This is a genomic window from Rhizobium sp. BK602, assembly GCF_014195095.1.
Taxonomy (GTDB): Bacteria; Pseudomonadota; Alphaproteobacteria; order Rhizobiales; family Rhizobiaceae; genus Rhizobium.
This window is the reverse complement of sequence record NZ_JACIBC010000009.1, coordinates 32,030-50,601: the sequence shown is the minus strand read 5'-3', so window position 1 is coordinate 50,601 and position 18,572 is coordinate 32,030. Positions and strand designations below refer to the sequence as shown.

Annotated in this window: 19 protein-coding genes; 8 read left to right on the top strand and 11 right to left on the bottom strand. The window is 60.9% G+C overall.

The annotated features are described in order from the left end of the window. Positions 1–8: 8 nt before the first annotated feature. Both pbpC and FHX11_RS25085 read left to right on the top strand, forming a co-directional pair. The gene (pbpC, locus tag FHX11_RS25090) at positions 9–2,096 is read left to right on the top strand and encodes a penicillin-binding protein 1C (RefSeq protein ID WP_184362515.1); all 2,088 of its coding nucleotides are present in this window, start codon (positions 9–11) and stop codon (positions 2,094–2,096) included. Between the two features lie 155 nt (positions 2,097–2,251). After that, positions 2,252–2,611: a nuclear transport factor 2 family protein gene (locus FHX11_RS25085; protein ID WP_184362513.1), complete on the top strand. Its 360-nt coding sequence runs from the start codon at positions 2,252–2,254 to the stop codon at positions 2,609–2,611. Between the two features lie 39 nt (positions 2,612–2,650). On the opposite strand, the gene pheT is transcribed toward FHX11_RS25085, so the two are convergent. The 6 genes from pheT to infC all read right to left on the bottom strand — a co-directional run bounded on the left by pheT (position 2,651) and on the right by infC (position 8,707). Then, positions 2,651–5,074: a phenylalanine--tRNA ligase subunit beta gene (gene pheT, locus FHX11_RS25080; protein WP_184362511.1), complete on the bottom strand. Its 2,424-nt coding sequence runs from the start codon at positions 5,072–5,074 to the stop codon at positions 2,651–2,653. Positions 5,075–5,089: 15 nt separating this feature from the next. Then, positions 5,090–6,172, bottom strand: coding sequence for a phenylalanine--tRNA ligase subunit alpha (pheS, locus tag FHX11_RS25075; protein WP_184362508.1), 1,083 nt, complete (start codon positions 6,170–6,172; stop codon positions 5,090–5,092). A gap of 38 nt (positions 6,173–6,210) precedes the next feature. After that, positions 6,211–7,230, bottom strand: coding sequence for a serine/threonine protein phosphatase (locus FHX11_RS25070; RefSeq protein WP_246781139.1), 1,020 nt, complete (start codon positions 7,228–7,230; stop codon positions 6,211–6,213). Further along, positions 7,190–7,594 carry a 50S ribosomal protein L20 gene (rplT, locus tag FHX11_RS25065; protein ID WP_107106685.1) on the bottom strand — a complete coding sequence of 135 codons (405 nt, stop codon included), beginning with the start codon at positions 7,592–7,594 and terminating at the stop codon, positions 7,190–7,192. Before rplT ends, FHX11_RS25070 begins: the two co-directional genes overlap by 41 nt. A 37-nt stretch (positions 7,595–7,631) precedes the next feature. Continuing rightward, positions 7,632–7,835: a 50S ribosomal protein L35 gene (gene rpmI / locus FHX11_RS25060; RefSeq protein ID WP_003544621.1), complete on the bottom strand. Its 204-nt coding sequence runs from the start codon at positions 7,833–7,835 to the stop codon at positions 7,632–7,634. Positions 7,836–8,170: 335 nt separating this feature from the next. Continuing rightward, positions 8,171–8,707: a translation initiation factor IF-3 gene (infC, locus tag FHX11_RS25055; protein ID WP_184363066.1), complete on the bottom strand. Its 537-nt coding sequence runs from the start codon at positions 8,705–8,707 to the stop codon at positions 8,171–8,173. Positions 8,708–8,986: 279 nt separating this feature from the next. On the opposite strand from infC, the gene FHX11_RS25050 reads away from it, so the two are divergent. Together FHX11_RS25050 and FHX11_RS25045 are read left to right on the top strand one after the other, a co-directional pair. Then, complete coding sequence (locus tag FHX11_RS25050; RefSeq protein WP_184362506.1) at positions 8,987–9,799, top strand: alpha/beta hydrolase; 813 nt, start codon at positions 8,987–8,989, stop codon at positions 9,797–9,799. Positions 9,800–10,034: 235 nt separating this feature from the next. Further along, positions 10,035–10,634: a transglutaminase-like cysteine peptidase gene (locus FHX11_RS25045; protein ID WP_184362504.1), complete on the top strand. Its 600-nt coding sequence runs from the start codon at positions 10,035–10,037 to the stop codon at positions 10,632–10,634. Positions 10,635–10,714: 80 nt separating this feature from the next. Here FHX11_RS25045 and mbfA read toward each other — a convergent pair whose 3' ends face one another. Next, positions 10,715–11,698: an iron exporter MbfA gene (mbfA, locus tag FHX11_RS25040; RefSeq protein WP_184362502.1), complete on the bottom strand. Its 984-nt coding sequence runs from the start codon at positions 11,696–11,698 to the stop codon at positions 10,715–10,717. Positions 11,699–11,956: 258 nt separating this feature from the next. Between mbfA and FHX11_RS25035 the strand changes: the two genes are divergently transcribed. After that, entirely contained in the window at positions 11,957–12,424 is a 468-nt protein-coding gene (locus tag FHX11_RS25035; RefSeq protein WP_184362500.1) for a truncated hemoglobin, read from the top strand. Between the two features lie 3 nt (positions 12,425–12,427). On the opposite strand, the gene FHX11_RS25030 is transcribed toward FHX11_RS25035, so the two are convergent. Beyond that, positions 12,428–13,342, bottom strand: a complete 915-nt coding sequence (locus FHX11_RS25030; RefSeq protein WP_184362498.1) for an EamA family transporter — start codon at positions 13,340–13,342, stop codon at positions 12,428–12,430. Between the two features lie 101 nt (positions 13,343–13,443). Further along, positions 13,444–14,469, bottom strand: a complete 1,026-nt coding sequence (locus FHX11_RS25025) for a histone deacetylase family protein (RefSeq protein ID WP_184362497.1) — start codon at positions 14,467–14,469, stop codon at positions 13,444–13,446. Positions 14,470–14,620: 151 nt separating this feature from the next. Here FHX11_RS25025 and FHX11_RS25020 point away from each other — a divergent pair, with 151 nt between their 5' ends. Beyond that, positions 14,621–15,229 carry an HAD-IA family hydrolase gene (locus FHX11_RS25020; protein ID WP_184362495.1) on the top strand — a complete coding sequence of 203 codons (609 nt, stop codon included), beginning with the start codon at positions 14,621–14,623 and terminating at the stop codon, positions 15,227–15,229. 3 nt (positions 15,230–15,232) lie between these two features. Here FHX11_RS25020 and FHX11_RS25015 read toward each other — a convergent pair whose 3' ends face one another. Together FHX11_RS25015 and FHX11_RS25010 are read right to left on the bottom strand one after the other, a co-directional pair. Next, complete coding sequence (locus tag FHX11_RS25015) at positions 15,233–15,754, bottom strand: GNAT family N-acetyltransferase (protein ID WP_184362492.1); 522 nt, start codon at positions 15,752–15,754, stop codon at positions 15,233–15,235. Positions 15,755–15,784: 30 nt separating this feature from the next. Continuing rightward, entirely contained in the window at positions 15,785–16,354 is a 570-nt protein-coding gene (locus FHX11_RS25010; protein ID WP_184363064.1) for a helix-turn-helix domain-containing protein, read from the bottom strand. Between the two features lie 217 nt (positions 16,355–16,571). Here FHX11_RS25010 and FHX11_RS25005 point away from each other — a divergent pair, with 217 nt between their 5' ends. Beyond that, on the top strand, positions 16,572–17,342 hold the full coding sequence (locus FHX11_RS25005) for a hypothetical protein (RefSeq protein WP_184362489.1): 771 nt from the start codon (positions 16,572–16,574) through the stop codon (positions 17,340–17,342). Then, positions 17,335–18,495, top strand: a complete 1,161-nt coding sequence (locus FHX11_RS25000; RefSeq protein WP_184362486.1) for a pentapeptide repeat-containing protein — start codon at positions 17,335–17,337, stop codon at positions 18,493–18,495. Before FHX11_RS25005 ends, FHX11_RS25000 begins: the two co-directional genes overlap by 8 nt. Positions 18,496–18,572: the final 77 nt, after the last annotated feature.

Sequence of the window (18,572 nt, the reverse complement as noted above, 5' to 3'; positions counted from 1 at the left end):
AAGAGGCCATGAAGGCACGGTGGAAGATTGCGATCGGTCTTGGCGGAGCCGCCCTTTCGGCGGCTGCGGTCCTCCTTGGCCTCGTGGCTGCCGACCGCGCCTTCCCGCCGCCGCTGGACAGAGCCGGCATCGTCTCGTCCGAGGTGCTGGACGCCGATGGCGAGCTGCTGCGCGCCTTCGCGACGCCGGAAGGGCGCTGGCGGCTGAAGACCGGCGTCGGCGATGTCGATCCGCAATTCCTGCGCATGCTGGTCGCCTATGAGGACCGGCGCTTCTACGACCATCACGGCGTCGATCCGATGGCCTTCGGCCGCGCCTTGCTGCAATTTGTCAGCCATGGCCGCATCGTCTCCGGCGGCTCGACCCTATCGATGCAGGTGGCCCGGCTGATCGAGCCACGCAGCGAGCGCTCGCTCACGGCCAAGCTGCGGCAGATCGCCCGCGCCATCCAGATCGAGCGGCGACTCAGCAAGGAGCAGATCCTCGACCTCTACCTGACGCATGCGCCCTATGGCGGCAATCTGGAGGGCGTCCGCGCCGCAAGCCTCGCCTATTTCGGCAAGGAGCCGCGGCGTCTGAGCGTGGCGCAGGCGGCTTTGCTTGTGGCACTGCCGCAACTGCCGGAAAAGCGGCGCCCGGACCGCAATCTGGCGAGCGCCGAAGCCGCCCGCAAGCGCGTGCTCGACCGGGCCGCGGTTGCCGATATCGTCGGCGACGGCGAGGCGGAGCGGGCGGCGCTGGTTCCGATCCCGGCGGTTAGGCGGCAATTGCCCGCCTCTGCGGCGCATCTCGCCGAAGCTGCGAAGCGCAAGCAGCCCGACATCGTCCAGCACCGCACGACGCTGCGCCGCTCGATCCAACAAAATCTGGAAGCAGTGGCCGACGAGGCCGCCCGGCGGCTGGGGCCAAAGGTGTCGGTTGCCATGGTCATGGCCGACGTCCTGACCGGCGAGATCGTCGGCGAGGTCGGCTCGGCCAATTATTTCGATTCCAGCCGCGCCGGCTGGGTCGACATGACCCGTGTGCTGCGCTCGCCCGGCTCGACGCTGAAACCCTTCATCTACGGCCTCGCCTTCGAGGAGGGATACGTCGCCCAGGAAACCATCATCGAGGACCGCCCCGCCGATTTCTACGGCTATCGTCCGCGCAATTTCGACATGAGCTACCAGGGCGATGTCAGCGTGCGCGAGGCGCTGCAGCTGTCGCTCAACGTGCCCGCCGTGCGCCTGCTCAGCGCGGTCGGGCCGACGCGGCTCTTGGTGCGCTTCCGCCGCGCCGAGGTGAAGCCGGTGCTGCCGCCCAACGAGGCGCCTGGTCTCGCCATCGGCCTCGGCGGCGTCGGCATCAGTCTTAAAGACCTGGTGCAGCTCTATGCGGGACTTGCCAACCGCGGCAAGCCGGTCCGCATCGGCGATGGCATTCTGGACCAGCCGGGGCAGATCGAAGGCCAGTCGCTGATGGAGCCGGTGGCGGCCTGGAACATCACGGACATTCTCTCGGGCGTCGTCGCGCCGGCCGGCAGCCGCAAGCTCGGCATCGCCTACAAGACCGGCACCAGCTACGGCAACCGCGACGCCTGGTCGATCGGCTATGACGGCGCGCATGTGCTCGGCGTCTGGGTCGGACGGCCGGACAATGGCGCGGTGCCGGGGCTCGCCGGCTATGTCTCGGCGGCACCGATCCTGTTCGAGGGCTTTTCCAAGTCGGGGGTCGCCATCGCCCCCTTCCCGTCGGCGCCGATGGGGGCGACGCGCATCGCCGCGAGCGAACTGCCGGTCAGCCAACGGCGCTTCTCGCTAACGGCCGCCGGCCTGCTGTCGGCCTCGGCCCGCGAGCCGGCGCCGCAGATCGTCTATCCGCCCGAGGGTGCGCGCGTTGATCTCGGCGCCAACAGCGGCGCCAGCCCGATCATGCCGCTGGCGCTCAAGCTGCAGGGCGGCCGCGCGCCGTTCCGCTGGCTCGCCAACGGCAAGCCGCTGCCGGACCTTTCCCGTCGCCGCACCAACCAATGGGTTCCCGACGGCGCCGGCTATTCGACGCTGACCGTCATCGACGCCTCCGGCCGCGCCGCGAGCGTCAGCGTTTTCGTGGAATAGAGCAATCCCAGGAAAAGTGCGTGAGCCGCTTTCCGTCCGGAATTGCGCAAAACGATAGAATAGAGCGCTCAAATCATCGCGATTGCGCCGCCGCTTTTTTGCCAGCTGCAGCCGCCCATGCTATCTTATGCCTCACTCAAACGAGGAATGACGAGATGTCGGAAGAGCAGGCAATCCGCGCGGTTGTTCATCTCTATGTCGATGGCATGGCATTCGCGAATGAGCCGGCGTTGCGCAAGGCCTTCCACCCGCGCGCCGAGATCATCGGCAATTATCAGGGCGCGGTCGAATGGATGACCCGCGACGAATTCATCGCCGCGATCGTCGAGGAAGGCAGCGCCCCGCCCGGTACGATACCGCTGATGGAGATCGAACTGATCGACATCGAAGGCGATGCCGCAAGCGTCAAGGTCGTCGACGAATTCGCCGGCATGCGGTTTTCGGACTATCTATCGCTGCTGAAGATCGACGGGCGCTGGAGTGTGGTGAACAAGGTCTATCATCTGCACCGGTAGGTCTTTCACCTTCTCCCCGAGGGGAGAAGGAAGACCCCATTACCCTCTCAACACCCCACCCGTCGTCTTCGTGACATTGGCGACGATCTTCTGGGTCAATGCCTCGAAATCCTCGTCGGTGAGCGTGCGCTCGGCCGGCTGGATCTGCACTTCGATGGCGACCGACTTCTTATCCTCGCCGAGCGATGCGCCCTCGAAGATGTCGAAGACGTTGACGCCGGTAATCAGCTTGCGGTCGGCGCCGGTGGCGGCGCGGATGATGGCGCCGGCTTCCACCGACTTGTCGACCACGAAGGCGAAATCGCGCTTGACGGCCTGGAAGGGAGAAAGCTCCAGCGCCGGCTTGGTGCGGGTCGCCTTCTTCTTCGGCTCGGGCATGGCGTCGACATAGACTTCGAAGCCGGCCAGCGCGCCGGAGACATCGAGGGCTTCCAGCGTCTTCGGGTGGAATTCACCGAAATAGCCGAGAATGACCTTCGGGCCCATCTTGATGGTGCCGGAGCGGCCGGGATGATACCAGGCTGGGCCGCCCTGCTCGATCTGGATATTGCCCATCGGCAGGCCGCAGGCTTCGAGCACCGCTAGCGCATCGGCCTTGGCGTCGAAGACGTCGACCGGCTTGCCGCCGCCCTTGGCGGCGTTCGACCACATGCGGCCGGCGCCGGAAAGCGTCGCCGTGCCGCGACGGATACCGCCGGCGACGCGGCGCTGGCCCGCGGGCGTGTCGTTCTCATAGGTGCCGGAGACTTCGAAGATCGCGACGTCGCCATAGCCCTTGTCGGCATTGCGTTGCGCGGCCGACAGCAGGCCCGGCAGCAGCGAGGGACGCATGTCGGACATGTCGGCGGCGATCGGATTGGCGAGCTTCAGCGCGTTGGAACCGCCGCCGAAAAGCTTGGCCTGATCTTCCGAGATGAAGGACCAGGTGACGGCCTCCAGCATGCCGCGCGAGGCGAGCGCGCGCTTGGCGGCACGGGTGCGGATCTGCAATGTCGTCAGGATCTTGCCGTTGACGGCGGCGTGGCTCGCCAGCGGCTGCGGCTTGATGTTGTCGACGCCGTGGATGCGCATGATCTCCTCGACGAGATCGGCCTTGCCGTCGACATCCGGGCGCCAGGACGGCACGGAGACGGAAACGCGCTCGCCGGAACCGGCAACCGAGAAGCCGAGCTTCGTCAGGATCGACTTGCTCTCCTCGACCGAGACCTCAAGGCCGGTCAGGCGCTTGACTTCGGAGAAGGGGAAATCGACGACCTTGGCCTCATAGCCCTTGTAACCCTCGACCTTGGCCTTGGCGGCGATGCCGCCGCAAAGTTCCAGCACCAGCTCGGTCGTGCGCTCCAGACCCGGAACCATATATTCGGGGTCGACGCCGCGCTCGAAACGATAGCGGGCATCGGTGATGATGCCGAGGCCACGGCCGCTCTTGGCGATGTTCATCGGGTCCCAGAGCGCCGATTCGATCAGCACGTCGACGGTGTTCTCGTCGCAGCCGGAATGCTCGCCGCCCATGATGCCGCCGATCGACTCGACGCCATTGTCATCGGAAATGACGACATTGCTCGGGTTCAGCTTGTATTCGCGCTCGTCCAGCGCCAGCACGGTCTCGCCGTCCTTGGCGCGGCGCACGACCAGATTGCCCTTGACCTTGGCGGCGTCGAAGACGTGCATCGGCCGGCCCTGATCGAAGGTCATGTAGTTGGTGATGTCGACCAGCGCGTTGATCGGACGCAGGCCGATCGCCTGCAGCCGCTGCTGCATCCATTTCGGGCTCGGGCCGTTCTTGACGCCGCGCACCAGACGCAGCGCGAAGCCCGGGCAAAGGCGCGTGTCATCCAGATCGATCGTGAGCCCGGTCGTCGTTTCGCCTTCGACGGCGAAGGACGGCGTGGTGCGTGGCTTCAGCGTGCCGAGACCGGAGGCGGCGAGATCGCGGGCGATGCCGTAGACACCGGTGCAATCCGGACGGTTCGGCGTCAGGTTGATCTCGATGATCGGATCGTCGAGGCCGGCATAGGCGGCAAAGCTGGTGCCGACCGGCGCATCTTCCGGAAGGTCGATGATGCCGTCGTGGCTATCGGAGATTTCCAGTTCCTTTTCCGAGCACATCATGCCGTGGCTTTCGACGCCGCGGATGTTGCCGACGGCAAGCGTCACGTCGATGCCGGGAACATAGGTGCCGGGGGCGGCAAAGGCGCCGACGAGGCCGGCACGCGCATTCGGCGCGCCGCAGACCACCTGCACCGGCTTGCCGGAACCATTGTCGACCATCAGCACCTTCAGGCGATCGGCCTGCGGATGCTTTTCGGCCGAGAGAACCTTGGCGATGACGAAGGGCTTGAATGCCGCCTTGTCGTCGACGTCTTCGACCTCCAGCCCGATCATGGTCAGGCGGGCGCAGATCTCATCGAGCGTGGCGTCGGTATCCAGATGCTCTTTCAGCCAGGAGAGTGTGAATTTCATGTGTTTATCCCTTCCTTACGCGCTCAGGCCACCGAACAAAGTCGGCATGTCGAGCGGGCGGAAGCCGTAGTGGTTCATCCAGCGGACGTCGGCGTTGAAGAAGTCGCGCAGGTCGGGCATGCCGTATTTCAGCATGGCGATGCGGTCGAGGCCCATGCCCCAGGCGAAGCCCTGATATTCGTCCGGATCGAGGCCGCCATAGCGCAGCACGTTCGGATGCACCATGCCGCAGCCGAGGATTTCCATCCAGTCGGTGCCTTCGCCGAACTTGACGATCGGGCCGGAGCGGTCGCACTGGATATCGACCTCGAAGGACGGCTCGGTGAAGGGGAAGAAGGACGGGCGGAAGCGCATCGTTACATTGTCGACCTCGAAGAAGGTCTTGCAGAACTCTTCCAGCACCCAGCGGATATTGGCGACATTGGCCGTCTTGTCGATCACCAGGCCTTCCACCTGATGGAACATCGGCGAATGCGTGGCGTCCGAATCCTGGCGGTAGGTCTTGCCGGGGATGATGATGCGGATCGGCGGCTTTTGCGCTTCCATGGTGCGCACCTGCACCGGCGAGGTGTGCGTACGCAGCACCTTGCGCTCACCCTTTTCATCCGGCTGGAAGAAGAAGGTGTCGTGCATCTCGCGCGCCGGATGTCCCTCGGGGAAGTTCAGCGCCGTGAAGTTATAATAGTCGGTCTCGACGTCAGGACCTTCTGCGATCGAGAAGCCCATGTCGCCGAAGATCGCGGTGATCTCGTCGACGATCTGGCTGATCGGATGTATCCGGCCGCGCTCGGCCGGCGACGAGCGCACCGGCAAGCTGACATCGACCGTCTCGGCCTTCAGCTTCGCCTCGATGGCGGCATCCTTCAGCGCGCCCTTGCGGGCGTTGATGGCGTCGGTGACGGAGTTCTTCAGTGCGTTGATCGCAGCACCACGCGTCTGCCGTTCTTCCGGCGACATCGAGCCCAGCGTCTTCAGCAGTTCCGAAACCGAGCCCTTCTTGCCGAGCGCGGCGACCCGGACAGCCTCGATCGACTGCTCGTCGGTCGCAGCCGCCACGTCGGCCATGAGTTGGGTTTCAAGTGTTACGAGTTCCGTCATCTGGTCCTGCCTTGCGGGCGGCGGGCTTGGAACGCCGCTCATTCCGCGGAATAATTGATGAACGCATGCATCAGATAGCTTGTCGCAACGATGAAGCGCTGCAGATCACTACCCATGTGCACGCGGCCAATCAACCGGGCAAATGACAAAAAGCCGCCAAGAAAGCAGGTCATGCGCCGAAGTTCGGCGATTGCCTCCGGCGGAGCACGCTTCGACCACGCCGCATAGGCCCGATCATGCGTCTCGCCCCCGAGATGGGCGCCGGTGGCAATCTGCAGAAACAGCAGCCAGATATCGCGGGCCTGGGCGCCGGCAAGCGGCATCACCGTTTGCGGATCCTCCTCGAAATCCATGAAGCCCAGCCGCCCGCCGGCAAAGAACATGTCGCGCGGATAGGGCCGGCCATGGCAGAGACCCGCGGCATGCAGCCGGCCAAGTTCCGCTGCGCAGGCCACCAGCAGATCGTCGTGGCCGGCAGGATCGTCGCGCTTCAGTTCACCGAGACGGTGCTGCACCGTGATCCCGACGTCGGAGAGAACCATCGCGGCCTTCGAGGCATAGAGAACCTCGGGCACGGCGAACTCCCTTTCCGCGAACAGGTGGATGCGTCGAACCTCGCGCTCGATCATGCGCGCGGGCGAGAGATAGATCGACGGACGGAGGATGGTCAGCGGCACAAGGCGCGCAAGAGCCGATTGCAACAAGCGCCATAGAGGCAGCTCCTTGTCGCCATGGCGCTTGATCCATACCGCCCGCCGCGACAACGGCACGCGCTGAACACGTTTCTGGCCTGCAACCAGGACGGCCAGAAGGGTTTCGACGTCTTCGGCTCCCAGATCGGGTATGGAAGATAGATCCATGGATCGTCGCTCAATGCGCTGGCTGCCTGCCGGTGACCTCACGCCCGACGGAGCAGTGTGATTCGATGAAAAGATGCACTGCGAAAAATACAAAACCCGCGCCGGTTTTGCCAGCGCGGGTTTTGCAATGAATACACGAATTGCGTGCGAAGCGGTCTTAGCTGACGACGGCTTCGAACTCGTTCTTCGTGCCGGCATCCTTGAGGTATTCCAGAGCCTTCTTCGAGGCAACGACGAGCGCGCCGAAAGCTTCCGGCTCATGGATTGCCATGTCGGAGAGAACCTTGCGGTCGACTTCGATGCCAGCCTTGTTCAGGCCATCGATGAAGCGGCCGTAGGTGAGGCCGAATTCGCGGACGGCAGCGTTGATACGCTGGATCCACAGAGCGCGGAAGTTGCGCTTGTTCACCTTGCGGTCGCGATAAGCGTACTGCTTGGAACGGTCGACGGCGGCCTTGGCGGTCCGGATGGTGTTCTTACGGCGGCCGTAGAAACCCTTGGCCTGCTTCAGAACCTTCTTGTGCTTGGCGTGGGCGGTAACGCCTCTTTTTACGCGTGCCATGTCATGATCTCCTTAGTCTATAGCGTTACGAATAGTCTTAGAGACCGTTCGGCAAGTAGTTCTTGATAACCTTACGGCCATCCGGTTCTGCGAGAACCATGGTGCCGCGAGCATCGCGAATGAACTTGTTGCTACGCTTGATCATGCCGTGGCGCTTGCCAGCAGCGGCGGCCTTGACCTTGCCGGTCGCGGTGATCTTGAACCGCTTCTTGGCAGAGGACTTCGTCTTCATCTTGGGCATTTTGCTACTCCTTCGATGCTTCCTGGCGCGCTTTTCTGAAAAGCCCTTCCCACAGATCCGGCCAGGCCGGGCTGCAACAAGGTGCCGGAGCGTTTGTTGTTGATCGGCGGATACGGTGACGAACCGTCCCGCCAGCATTCTGAACTGCCACGGCATGCCCTGCCGGTCAGTTCGGACGCGCGCTTATAACCGCACTTGCCCATAAGTGCAACGGGCCTGACGCGGGATTCTTTACGGATCGATGACAGGCATCGATGACCAATAGGGACCCTGCGGCACAAAAGGAAAAAGCCGTCCAAGGGGACGGCTCCGACCTCTGAAACCATGCACGCGCCTTACTTGGGCGCAAGCACCATCATCATCTGGCGGCCTTCGAGCTTGGGCTCGGCTTCGACCTTGGCGATCTCAAGCGTGTCTTCCTTGACCTGCTGGAGAAGCTTCATGCCGAGTTCCTGGTGGGCCATTTCGCGGCCGCGGAACTTCAAGGTCACCTTCACCTTGTCGCCTTCCTCGAAGAAACGGCCGATCGCCTTCATCTTCACCTCATAGTCATGGGTGTCGATGTTCGGGCGCATCTTGATTTCTTTGACTTCGACGATCTTCTGCTTCTTGCGCGCCTCGGCGGCCTTCTTCTGGTTGGCGTATTTCAGCTTGCCCAGATCGAGGATCTTGCACACAGGCGGTTCAGCATTGGGGGAAATCTCTACCAGATCGAGACCGGCCTCCTCTGCCATTCTCAACGCCTGGTCCGTCGCTACGATGCCCATATTCGCGCCGTCAGCCGCGATAAGCTGGACTTTGGGAATGCGGATTTCCCTGTTGGAACGTGGCCCGTCCTTTACGGGCGCATCGGTTTTAAAGGGTCTGCGAATGGTCGTATTCTCCACGAATTGTTTCGGATTGCTGCAGCCTCTCGCTCCCGTCGGCGCAACTGACGGAAATGTCGTAAAAGCTGTGTTGAAGTCAATAGCATGCCGCCAGGAAAAAAGCACCTCCCGCGCGCCAATACTGTGCCCGGCATCCGCAAGATGCTCAAAGGACACAGTAACATTTCAGGATAGCGGACACGCGCCCTCAAAAATCGGCAGGATTTTTGGAGTCACGCCGGCGCGAATCTGCTTTATAGAGCCCGAAAAGACGGGAGTTTCTTGATGTCCGAAGCACGAGCCAGCCTTGAACCGACCTTCCTGACCGTCGGCGCCGGCAACGATCAGCGGCAAATCGCCGTTCAGCAACGCGCCGCCACCAAGGGAGCCAAGGGCACCACCTTCGTCTGGCTCTCCGGCTATCGCTCCGACATGGGCGGCACCAAGGCGCTGGAAATCGACGCGCTCGCCGAGCGGCTGGGCCTCGGCTGCATCCGCTTCGATTATTCCGGCCATGGGCAGTCGGGCGGCAAGTTCACCGACGGCACGATCTCGCGCTGGCTGGAAGAAGCGCTCGCCGTCATCGACCATGCCAAACCGAAGCGCATCGTGCTCGTCGGCTCCTCCATGGGCGGCTGGATCGCGCTCCGGCTCATCCAGGAACTGCGCAAACAGAAGAAGGCGCCCGTCGTCCAGGGCATGGTGCTGATCGCTCCCGCCCCGGACTTCACCCTCGACCTTATCGAGCCGAACCTTTCGGACAGCGAGCGGCGGTCGCTGGCCGAGCGCGGCTATTTCGAGGAGCCCTCGGAGTATAGTTCCGAGCCCAACATCTTCACCCGCGCGCTCATCGAGGACGGCCGCGCCAATCGCGTCCTGACCGGCATCATCGAGACCGGCTGCCCGGTCCACATCCTGCAGGGCATGCAGGACGAGGATGTGCCCTTCTCCCATTCGTTAAAGCTGGTCGAACATTTGCCGGCCGACGATGTCGTGTTAACACTTGTGCGCGACGGCGACCACCGCCTGTCCCGTCCGCAGGATATCGAGCGCATGCTCACCGCCGCGGAAACGCTGGCGCTGCATAATATCCAGTAAAAACAAAATCCTATGGAAAGATAAAACCGGCGAAGCTTCCCTTCGCCGGGCCGGATTTGCTTGTTCTTCCGTAATCACAGGCAGCATGAAATTGTGGCAACTATCCCCTTGATTGTGCTGAAATTAACCATATAGGCGAGTTCCGCCGTTAACACTTAAGTAATGATTGACTTCACGCGCCCCCCTACATTAACAATTTGTTAACAAATGCAGGGACGATACAAGGATAGTGGGCGTGCGTATCAAGGGCGTATTCGTTGCCTTCGCGGCTATAGTTGCCATGTCGTCGTCGGCCATGCCGGCCCCGCAGAAGACCGCATCGATGACCATCGGTAGCGTTACGTCGCAGCCCATCGGGCATTATGAATTCTGCGAGCGCCACAGCGACGAGTGCGGCCCGATCCGCAATGCCGGCCCCGTCGACATGGATGCGAATGCCTGGGCGCTCGTCAACCAGGTGAACCTGCACGTCAACAAGACCATTACGCCGGCGACCGACATGGAAGTCTACGGCCAGGAAGAATATTGGGAATATCCGAAGACGGCCGGCGACTGCGAGGATTTCGCGCTGCTGAAGCGCAAGATCCTGATGCAGAGAGGCATCTCCGCCGCCAACCTGCTGATGACCGTCGTCCGCAAGCCCGATGGCGAGGGCCATGCCGTGCTGACGCTGCGCACCAAGCAGGGCGACTTTATCCTCGACAACCTCGATGACGAGGTGAAGGTCTGGTACAAGACCCCCTATTCCTACCTGAAGCGCCAGGCGAGCTACAATGCCGGCCGCTGGGTGACCATCGACAACGGCAACGACGTTCTGGTCGGCGCGGTCAAGTAAGCTTTCGGATCGAATACAAACAAGAAGGCCGGCAAAATCGCCGGCCTTCTTGTTTTATCGCATCTCGGAAAGACCGCAGACTAAGCATTTCCGATCAATATGCCCGCCGCCAGCACCAGCGAGCCGCCGACCACCACCTGGAAGGCAGCACGCAGGAAGGGCGTCTCCATATATTTGTTCTGGATGAAGGCGATCGCCCAGAGCTCGAAGAAGACGACGATGGCGGCAATGAGGGTCGCCGTCCAGAAATGCGGGATGAGATAGGGAAGCGCGTGGCCAAGGCCGCCCAGCGCCGTCATGATGCCGCAGGCAAGGCCGCGCTTGATCGGCGAGCCGCGGCCGGAAATCTTGCCGTCGTCATGGGCGGCTTCGGTGAAGCCCATGGAAATGCCAGCGCCAACCGAGGCCGACAGGCCGACGAGGAAGGTCTGCCATGTGTGCTGCGTGGCAAAGGCAGCCGCAAAGATCGGTGCCAGCGTCGAGACCGAGCCGTCCATCAGGCCGGCGAGGCCCGGCTGCACATAGGTGAGCACGAACTGGCGGCGCGCATGCGCATCCTCTTCCTGCTTGACGGTTTCCGGCGTGTGCCTGTCTCCGAGCATGCGGGCGACATCCTCATGACCCTGCTCGGCAAGCGCGAGGTCGCCGAGGAGCTGGCGGGTGGAGGCGTCGGAAACCCTCTTGGCCGCCTCGACATAGAAATTATAGGCCTGCTGCTCCATCGCCTCCGCTTCCTGGCGGATGGCATCGAGCGACAGGTTCCTGCGCAGCCAATCGGGCTTGCGGTCATAGAAGCCGCTGACATGCTCGCGCCGGATCAGCGGGATGCGCTCGCCGAACCGCCGGCGGTGCATGTCGATCAGCGTCTTGCGATGGGTGTCCTCCACCTCGGCCATGTCCTCGAAGACCTTGGCGGAGTCGGGATACTGGTCGCGAAGAATATCGGCGTAGGCTAGAAAGATGCGGGCATCATCCTCCTCGGCGGCAATGGCGACGGCGAGAATTTCCTGTTCGGACAAAGAATCAAAGGAACGCTTCGGCGAGCGGAAAAAACCAAGCAGCATCAAAATCTCCATTCTTTAGAATTATTCTAATTCTAAAGATGTGGGATGTGCGGGTCAAGCGCAAAGGCGATCCTGTAGCATACAGGCATGGGGCAAAAGGCATGGGAGCCGTGCGCGCCAACGACGTCCGAACCCGTGAATTCTGACAGATTGCCGCAATGGCGGCATGACAGCTTGGTTGCGCCGAAAAATCGCATACATAGGGGCGAACGAAAGCTGCCGGCATGCGGATCTCGCGCCGGCCGCCAGGAGCACGACATGGACAATGACCTACAGGGCCGCGCCGCCCATCTGGCCGGCATTCGCGAAAAAGCCGAGGCGGAGATGGCGCGCATGGGCGTCGACGCCGCCTTCATCCACCGGCTGGTCGACACCTTCTATGGCCGCATCCAGGCGCACCCCCGGCTTGGCCCGGTCTTCGACGGCCGGCTTGCCGGGCGCTGGCCTGATCATATGGAAAAGATGAAGCGCTTCTGGTCGTCCGTCGCCTTCAAGAATGGCGCCTATGGCGGCAAGCCGGTGCAGGCACATCTCGGCGTCGAGGGCATCGCCCCCGACCTCTTTCCGGAATGGCTGGCGCTGTTTTCGCAGACGCTGGACGATATCGCCCCCAGCGACGAGGCCAAGGCCTGGTTCATGGCAACGGCGGAGCGCATCGCCAGGAGCCTGACCTTGTCGCTGTTCTACAATCCGGCGATGGATGATCCGGCGAAGAAGCCGGTCTAAACCTCAACTCTTCGCAACAAACACCGTCGCCCCAATGCTGGCCGCCACGACCAGCGCCGTGCCGAACATCTGCGAGAGCGTCAGCGGCTGCGTCAAGATGACGAAACCGGCCAAGGCGCCGATGGCCGGCTCCAGGCTCATGAGGATGCCGAAGGAGGATGTCGGCATGCGCCGGAGCGCGACCATTTCCAGCGCATAGGGCAGAAGCGGCACGAGCAACGCCAGACCCGCCATTTCGAGCAGGCCGTAACCGGTCAGATGCGGCGCGGCGGATGCGAAGCCGAAGGGGGTCGCGACGACGGCGGCAACGATGAGCGACATGGAAAGCCCCTCGAAGCCATCGAAAACGCTGCCGACCTTCTTGGTCAGCAGGATATAGCAGGCCCAGCCGGCGCCGGCGCCACAGGCGAACAAAATGCCCGGAAGATTGCCGACCCACCCCTCGCCGTCATAGGCGAGGAAAAGCACGCCGAGCCCGGCGAGCAGCGGCCAGGCAAGCTGGCGGCTCAGGCCGAAACCAAGGGTCGCCACCAGCAGCGGCCCGAGGAAATCGATGGCGACGGCGAGGCCCAGGGGGATGCGCTCGATCGCCGAAAAGAAGGAGAGCGTCATCAGCGCCGACACGGTGCCGAGCGTCAGCGCGCCGAGCCATTGGGCGCGGTTGTAGCGCATGACCTTCGGCCGGACGATGATGGCGAGCAGGACGGCGGCGAAACCCAGCCGCAGCCATGTCGCACCGGCCGGCCCATAGGTGGCAATGGCAGAGGACGACAGGGCCGCACCGAACTGGATGCAGCACATCGACAGCAGGCACATGACGACACCGGCGGCAACGCCGCCCGACGATGCCGGCACATCCGGATGCGGCATCAGCACCGCGCCGCCGTCCGTGCCGCTCTCGATCATCTTCTGGTCCATGGCCGCTCCTCTTCCATCCGGCTTCTAGAGGGCGGGCGGCAACGACGCAAATTCAAACTTTTCATCGTTTGGATCAGGCGCGTTGATGCGAAGTGCGCGGATCAGCCTTCGAGCCCTTTCAGCACGTTGGCGACATTGAGGCCGATCTCCGGCACGCCATAGCCGCCTTCCATGCAGGTGAGAACCGGCAGGCCGGCACCGGCGACGCGCTCGCCGATGCGGATGAAATCCTCGGAGGTCAGCTTGAAGAAGGAGATCGGATCGCGCTCGAAGGTATCGACGCCGAGAGACAGGACGATTGCTTCCGCGCCGAAGCCCCTGATGCGGGCAAGGGCGTCGTCCAGCGCCGCCGACCATTGCGCCCAGAGCGTGCCGCGCGGCATCGGATAGTTGCGGTTGGCGCCCTGCCCGTCGCCGTCGCCCTCCTCGTCGGCATGGCCGAGGAAATAGGGAAAGGCGTGGATGGGGTCGCCATGCAGCGAGGCGGTGAAGACATCGCCGCGCTTATAGAAGATGTCCTGCGTGCCGTTGCCGTGATGGAAATCGACGTCGAGCACGGCCACCTTCTTGGCGCCGTGATCGAGGAGGCACTGTGCTGCCACCGCCGCATTGTTGATGAAGCAATAGCCGCCAAAGAGATCGAAGCCGGCGTGATGGCCGGGCGGGCGGCAAAGCGCGAAGGCGAAGCGATGGCCGGCATGGAGCCAGTCGGCGCCGGTCAGCGCACAGCGCATCGAGGCGACGGCCGCCTCATAGGAGCCCTTGCTGATCGAGGTGTCGGCGGCATTGGCATAGTGGCCGATCATGCCGACGATATTGTCCGGCACGCGCTGGCTGGTGCGCCGCACCGGGAAGGAATTGGCGATCGCCTCGCCCTTGTAGCCGGCCGCGACCCAACGGTCCCAGACCATGCCCAGGAAATCGAGATAGGCGGGATCATGCACCTTGCGCGCCGTCTCCAGCCCATGCGCGTCCGGCGCGATGACATCGATGAAGCCTGCTTCCTTCACCGCCGAAAGAATCCATTCGGCGCGGAACGGCGCTTCGAAGGGCGTCACGAGCTGGCCGTCATGCAGCTCGGTCTTGGCGTCTCTCAGCTTGTGATCTTCCGAATAAATGACGCGCATGACTGGCCCCCTCGCCTGCGAATTTCATTGGATGATCCCAAGGCTTACATGGATCGCGGCCGGGAAAAAAGGGCGTCGCGCACCCTTGAACGCGACAGGAAAGGGCAGCACCTTCCACCCGCCTTTCCATCAATTGGGAGATTCGCGCAGCATGAAAGTCCTGATGGTCGATGTCGACGGCGTACTGGTTCACGGCAGACCCGGCGATGGCCTGCATTACTGCACCTATCTGGAGCGCGATCTCGGGCTCAGGAGCGACCTGTTCCAGGAGGAATTCTTCAGGAAAGATCACTGGCAGGATGTGGTCACCGGCCGTGACCATCTGGAACCGAGGCTCGCCAGCGTCCTGACGAAGATCGCACCCGGCCTCAGCGCCGCGACGCTGATCGATTACTGGTTCGAGAATGATTCCCGCCTCGACCGCACCCTTCTCGCCGATCTCGCCTCCCTGCGAGCCAAGGGCATCCCGATGTTCCTTGCGACCAATCAGGAGCATCGCCGCGCCGCCTATCTGATGGAGAATCTCGGGCTCTCCTCCTATTTCGACGGGATCTTCTATTCCGCCATGCTCGGATACCAGAAGCCGGCGCCGGAATTCTTCCGGCTGGCGACCGAGCGGGTCGGTATCGAGGCCAGCGAGATCGCCTTCATCGACGATTACCCCGCCAACATCGAAGCGGCGCGGCAATTCGGCTGGAAGGCGATGCATTGGGCGCCGGGCTCCAAGCTGGAAGACGCTCTTGCCGCATTCTCGCTCTGAAACTTACGCAGCTATGCGCTTGTAGAAGACGGTCGTGTCGCAGAGCCCACCCTGCGGCCACATGGCGTAGTCTGGGATAACGCCGACGCGTTCCCAGCCGAGGCGGGGATAGATAGCTTCGGCGTCGCTGCCGGTCGCGGTATCGAGCACCAGCAGGGTCTTGCCGCGCCTGGCCGCCTCGCGCTCGGCCGCTTCCATCAGCAGGCGGGCAAGGCCCTTGCCGCGAGCAGACCGATGCACCAGCAACTTCTTCAAATCGCCGCGATGCGGCTGGTTCGGCATCTGCGCGGCGCCGACCTGCACCGTGCCGACCACCTTGGCCTCGATGACGGCGACGAGCAGCAGCGTCGCGCCGGTTTCGACGCTGTCAGCCACGCCCTGCCAGTAGGGCAAGGCATCAGCCGTTCCGTAAGGCTGCATGAAGCCGACGGAAGCGCCGCCATTGACGCAATCGGCCAGCACCTCGCAGAGATCGGCGGAAACGGCGCGGGCTTCGGCGGCGGAAAGAAGATGAATATCGATCATGACAATATCCCTGGAACGATGACCGGCAAATTATGAGCGGGGGCGATCCAGCACGACGCAGTAGCGCGCCGGCTGGTCGCCTGGATTGTGAAACACGTGGCCGTCGCCGATGCCCATGAACAGGCAATCGCCGGGCAGCAGGCGATACACGGTGTCGCCGACCGTCATCTCCATTTCGCCTTCGAACAGCCAGACGTGCTGGCTCATGCCGCGGCTGGCGGTATTCGGTGGAAAGCTGACGCGCGCGCCGGCGGGAAAGCTGACCTCGACCAGATCGACGGGCGATTGCATGCCCGCCGGCGAGACCGCGCGGCGGACGTATCCGGTCTCCGGATCGCGCCAGACCGGCTGGTCATCGCGCCGGGCCAAGGGCGACACAAGTTCTTCCTCCTCGGCGAAAAAGGTCGAAAGCGACAGGCCGAGTGCCGCACAAAGCCGGGCAAGCAGCGACGCCGTGGGGCTCGCCTCGGCGCGCTCGATGCGCGAGATCATCGCCCGGCTGACGGCCGAAGCGCTCGCCAGCTCGTCCAGTGTCAGGCCACGCTCCATTCGCAGCCGCTTGATGCGCGCGCCAATCGCGCTTTCGAGATCATTATCCATCATCGTCACCATAATTCTATTATAAGAGAAATATACGATCGAATGATGGAATCAAGCCAAATAACAATTTTGATAGATGTGAATGCCAGCGACGTACAGTATTTGAGGTTCTAGCGATCCTCCTGAGAGCAGCCACTTTTTCCAAGCCGCATATGGAATCACATTGCTTACCATTATCACTGCGTGATTTACTGTCTTTCTATAATGAGGGATTCGCATGGCTTGGGATGTGAAAAATAACTGGCCAGATATCGCCGAACTTCGGATCGATAATACGGTTACTGATAGTAATTTCTCGACGGAAACTGAGTTTAAGCTTGAGCTATATACCAGCAGCTACGAGCTTAACCTGGAAGATCGACGTGTGTTAGTCGGATTTCATCGAATCACTCTGCAATTGGAATGTCTGGGAACAGATATTGCGCTAGGTGAACGGTACGGGGACAGCGTTCCACCTGACTTAGTGACTAAGACCGCTATTCAGTCGGATACGAGTACAAAAGCCAAAGTTGGCGGTGGCTTTACCCTCGACACTGGTAAGATAAATCCGACTCCAACTTTGAATGTCTCCGTTGGAGCGGAAGCCTCCCACACGTCAACATTAAAGAGTGAGACGTCACAAACAACTATCACCAAGCACGTGACCGCTAAGCCGAATGGAAAATGGGAGATATCCTCCCACGAAAAACAGGTGCCACTTTCAGCAAAATATCTCACGAAGGAAAACGCACTTTGCGTGATCAGGCCGAAAGAGGGAGCAAATCAGACAGGAGTGCAGGCTTACCTCTATGCACATAAGCATGACATCGTTCTTACCTCGCAAGATGAACAAAAGTCACGATTTTCTCTTATTAATGGTGAGAATAAAAACAAGGAGAAGATTTCCAAGATTCTATTAGGAAAGCTGATGGAGGGAGGCAAGGAAGGTCTTGATCGGAATTCTTATATTGAACTGTCAATAGTCAGAAGCTTTAATCCGGATGTTTAGTATATCATTAGAAATATCAGATGAAGGAAAGGAAAGGCTTTCTACAATTGCGGCCTTTGAGGGAACCAATTTCACTAAATTGGTCGAGTTGTCGCTTTTGTCGAAAACCTCAGATTTCATCGAAGCCGATTTAAGTCATGTTGACTTTTCGAATTCGGATCTGCGTGGTTTCAATTTTACCGGCGCAAATCTCGCAGGATGCTATGGAATCAACGTTCGCCTCGATGAAACGACAGTTCTCACAGATGCCAACGTTGCCGGCTCTATCCTCGCTGTAGAAAAGGAAAAGCGAGAATATTTCAGTATGCATGAGGATCATTACTCACTGTATAAGCGCCTTCAGAAAGAATACTGGACTACGGGCGCACTTTGGGTGGGCGAAAACCTGCGAAAAAACTCAAAGAACTTTGAGGCATCTGCCAGAATTGCCAAATATTTGTACGCATCCGTAAAAGATCAAACATATAAAAATCAAATACTTTACGGCATAATGGGCACATTTAAATCATCAGAAGAATACAAAGAATTTCTTCTTATTCAATTGTCAGACAGATCCCTCACTCGACGATCACTAAGGGGCGTTTTAGATATATTAGGAAGTGTGTTCGCGGCAGATCCGATCGTCAAAAAAATGCTTCTGCTTTATCTAGGCCACAGCGATAAGGAAATACGAAAGCTTTGCATCCCACCAGTAATGGTAAAACCATTTTTTATCGAGAATAGGGAAGCCATCCTGAGAAGTGTCTATACCGAAACCGATCCATCATTACGCATGCTCTACACGCAGTTGTTTGCGCAAAAAGTTGGCCCCACTGCGCTTCGGTTGTTATATCGAAACGACAAGAAGTCGTTCCAAGATTATGCCGAGCATATCGATGATCGAGTGTTCGAAAAACTTATCCGCGGCGCCGTTAAGGCGATGAAAATCGAACGCAAAGCCTCTCAAATTCAACGCGCAGGAGCCATTGTTTCTCTTGGGACGGATGTCAGCGAGCGGGAATTTATCGAGAGCATCGATTACTTTGAGCCAACCCTCCGAAGAGTTGCCGATCTCGGCCTTCCCTTGCAGCTCGACTATTCAGTTGCGACCTTCAAGGCGATTTTGAGAAAGCTACCGCCTTTTCAGACCGGCCCAAGCTTCACAGATACCTGAGCGCCCGAATGGTTCACTTGGACAACCCTGCTGATACGAATAGAGCCTAACAAAACCCTGCTTTTTCCGCTTTGCGG

Excerpts from the sequence above, each read along its gene's own strand:
- pbpC (WP_184362515.1), top strand. The coding sequence starts at position 9 with ATGAAGGCACGGTGGAAGATTGCGATCGGTCTTGGCGGAGCCGCCCTT.
- pheT (WP_184362511.1), bottom strand. The coding sequence starts at position 5,074 with ATGAAATTCACACTCTCCTGGCTGAAAGAGCATCTGGATACCGACGCC.
- FHX11_RS25025 (WP_184362497.1), bottom strand. The coding sequence starts at position 14,469 with ATGCGCGTCATTTATTCGGAAGATCACAAGCTGAGAGACGCCAAGACC.
- FHX11_RS25035 (WP_184362500.1), top strand. The coding sequence starts at position 11,957 with ATGGACAATGACCTACAGGGCCGCGCCGCCCATCTGGCCGGCATTCGC.
- FHX11_RS25000 (WP_184362486.1), top strand. The coding sequence starts at position 17,335 with ATGTTTAGTATATCATTAGAAATATCAGATGAAGGAAAGGAAAGGCTT.
- FHX11_RS25085 (WP_184362513.1), top strand. The coding sequence starts at position 2,252 with ATGTCGGAAGAGCAGGCAATCCGCGCGGTTGTTCATCTCTATGTCGAT.
- pheS (WP_184362508.1), bottom strand. The coding sequence starts at position 6,172 with ATGACGGAACTCGTAACACTTGAAACCCAACTCATGGCCGACGTGGCG.
- mbfA (WP_184362502.1), bottom strand. The coding sequence starts at position 11,698 with ATGCTGCTTGGTTTTTTCCGCTCGCCGAAGCGTTCCTTTGATTCTTTG.
- FHX11_RS25030 (WP_184362498.1), bottom strand. The coding sequence starts at position 13,342 with ATGGACCAGAAGATGATCGAGAGCGGCACGGACGGCGGCGCGGTGCTG.
- FHX11_RS25020 (WP_184362495.1), top strand. The coding sequence starts at position 14,621 with ATGAAAGTCCTGATGGTCGATGTCGACGGCGTACTGGTTCACGGCAGA.
- rplT (WP_107106685.1), bottom strand. The coding sequence starts at position 7,594 with ATGGCACGCGTAAAAAGAGGCGTTACCGCCCACGCCAAGCACAAGAAG.
- FHX11_RS25070 (WP_246781139.1), bottom strand. The coding sequence starts at position 7,230 with ATGCCGGCACGAAGAACGAGTTCGAAGCCGTCGTCAGCTAAGACCGCT.
- FHX11_RS25010 (WP_184363064.1), bottom strand. The coding sequence starts at position 16,354 with ATGGATAATGATCTCGAAAGCGCGATTGGCGCGCGCATCAAGCGGCTG.
- FHX11_RS25005 (WP_184362489.1), top strand. The coding sequence starts at position 16,572 with ATGGCTTGGGATGTGAAAAATAACTGGCCAGATATCGCCGAACTTCGG.
- FHX11_RS25015 (WP_184362492.1), bottom strand. The coding sequence starts at position 15,754 with ATGATCGATATTCATCTTCTTTCCGCCGCCGAAGCCCGCGCCGTTTCC.
- rpmI (WP_003544621.1), bottom strand. The coding sequence starts at position 7,835 with ATGCCCAAGATGAAGACGAAGTCCTCTGCCAAGAAGCGGTTCAAGATC.
- FHX11_RS25050 (WP_184362506.1), top strand. The coding sequence starts at position 8,987 with ATGTCCGAAGCACGAGCCAGCCTTGAACCGACCTTCCTGACCGTCGGC.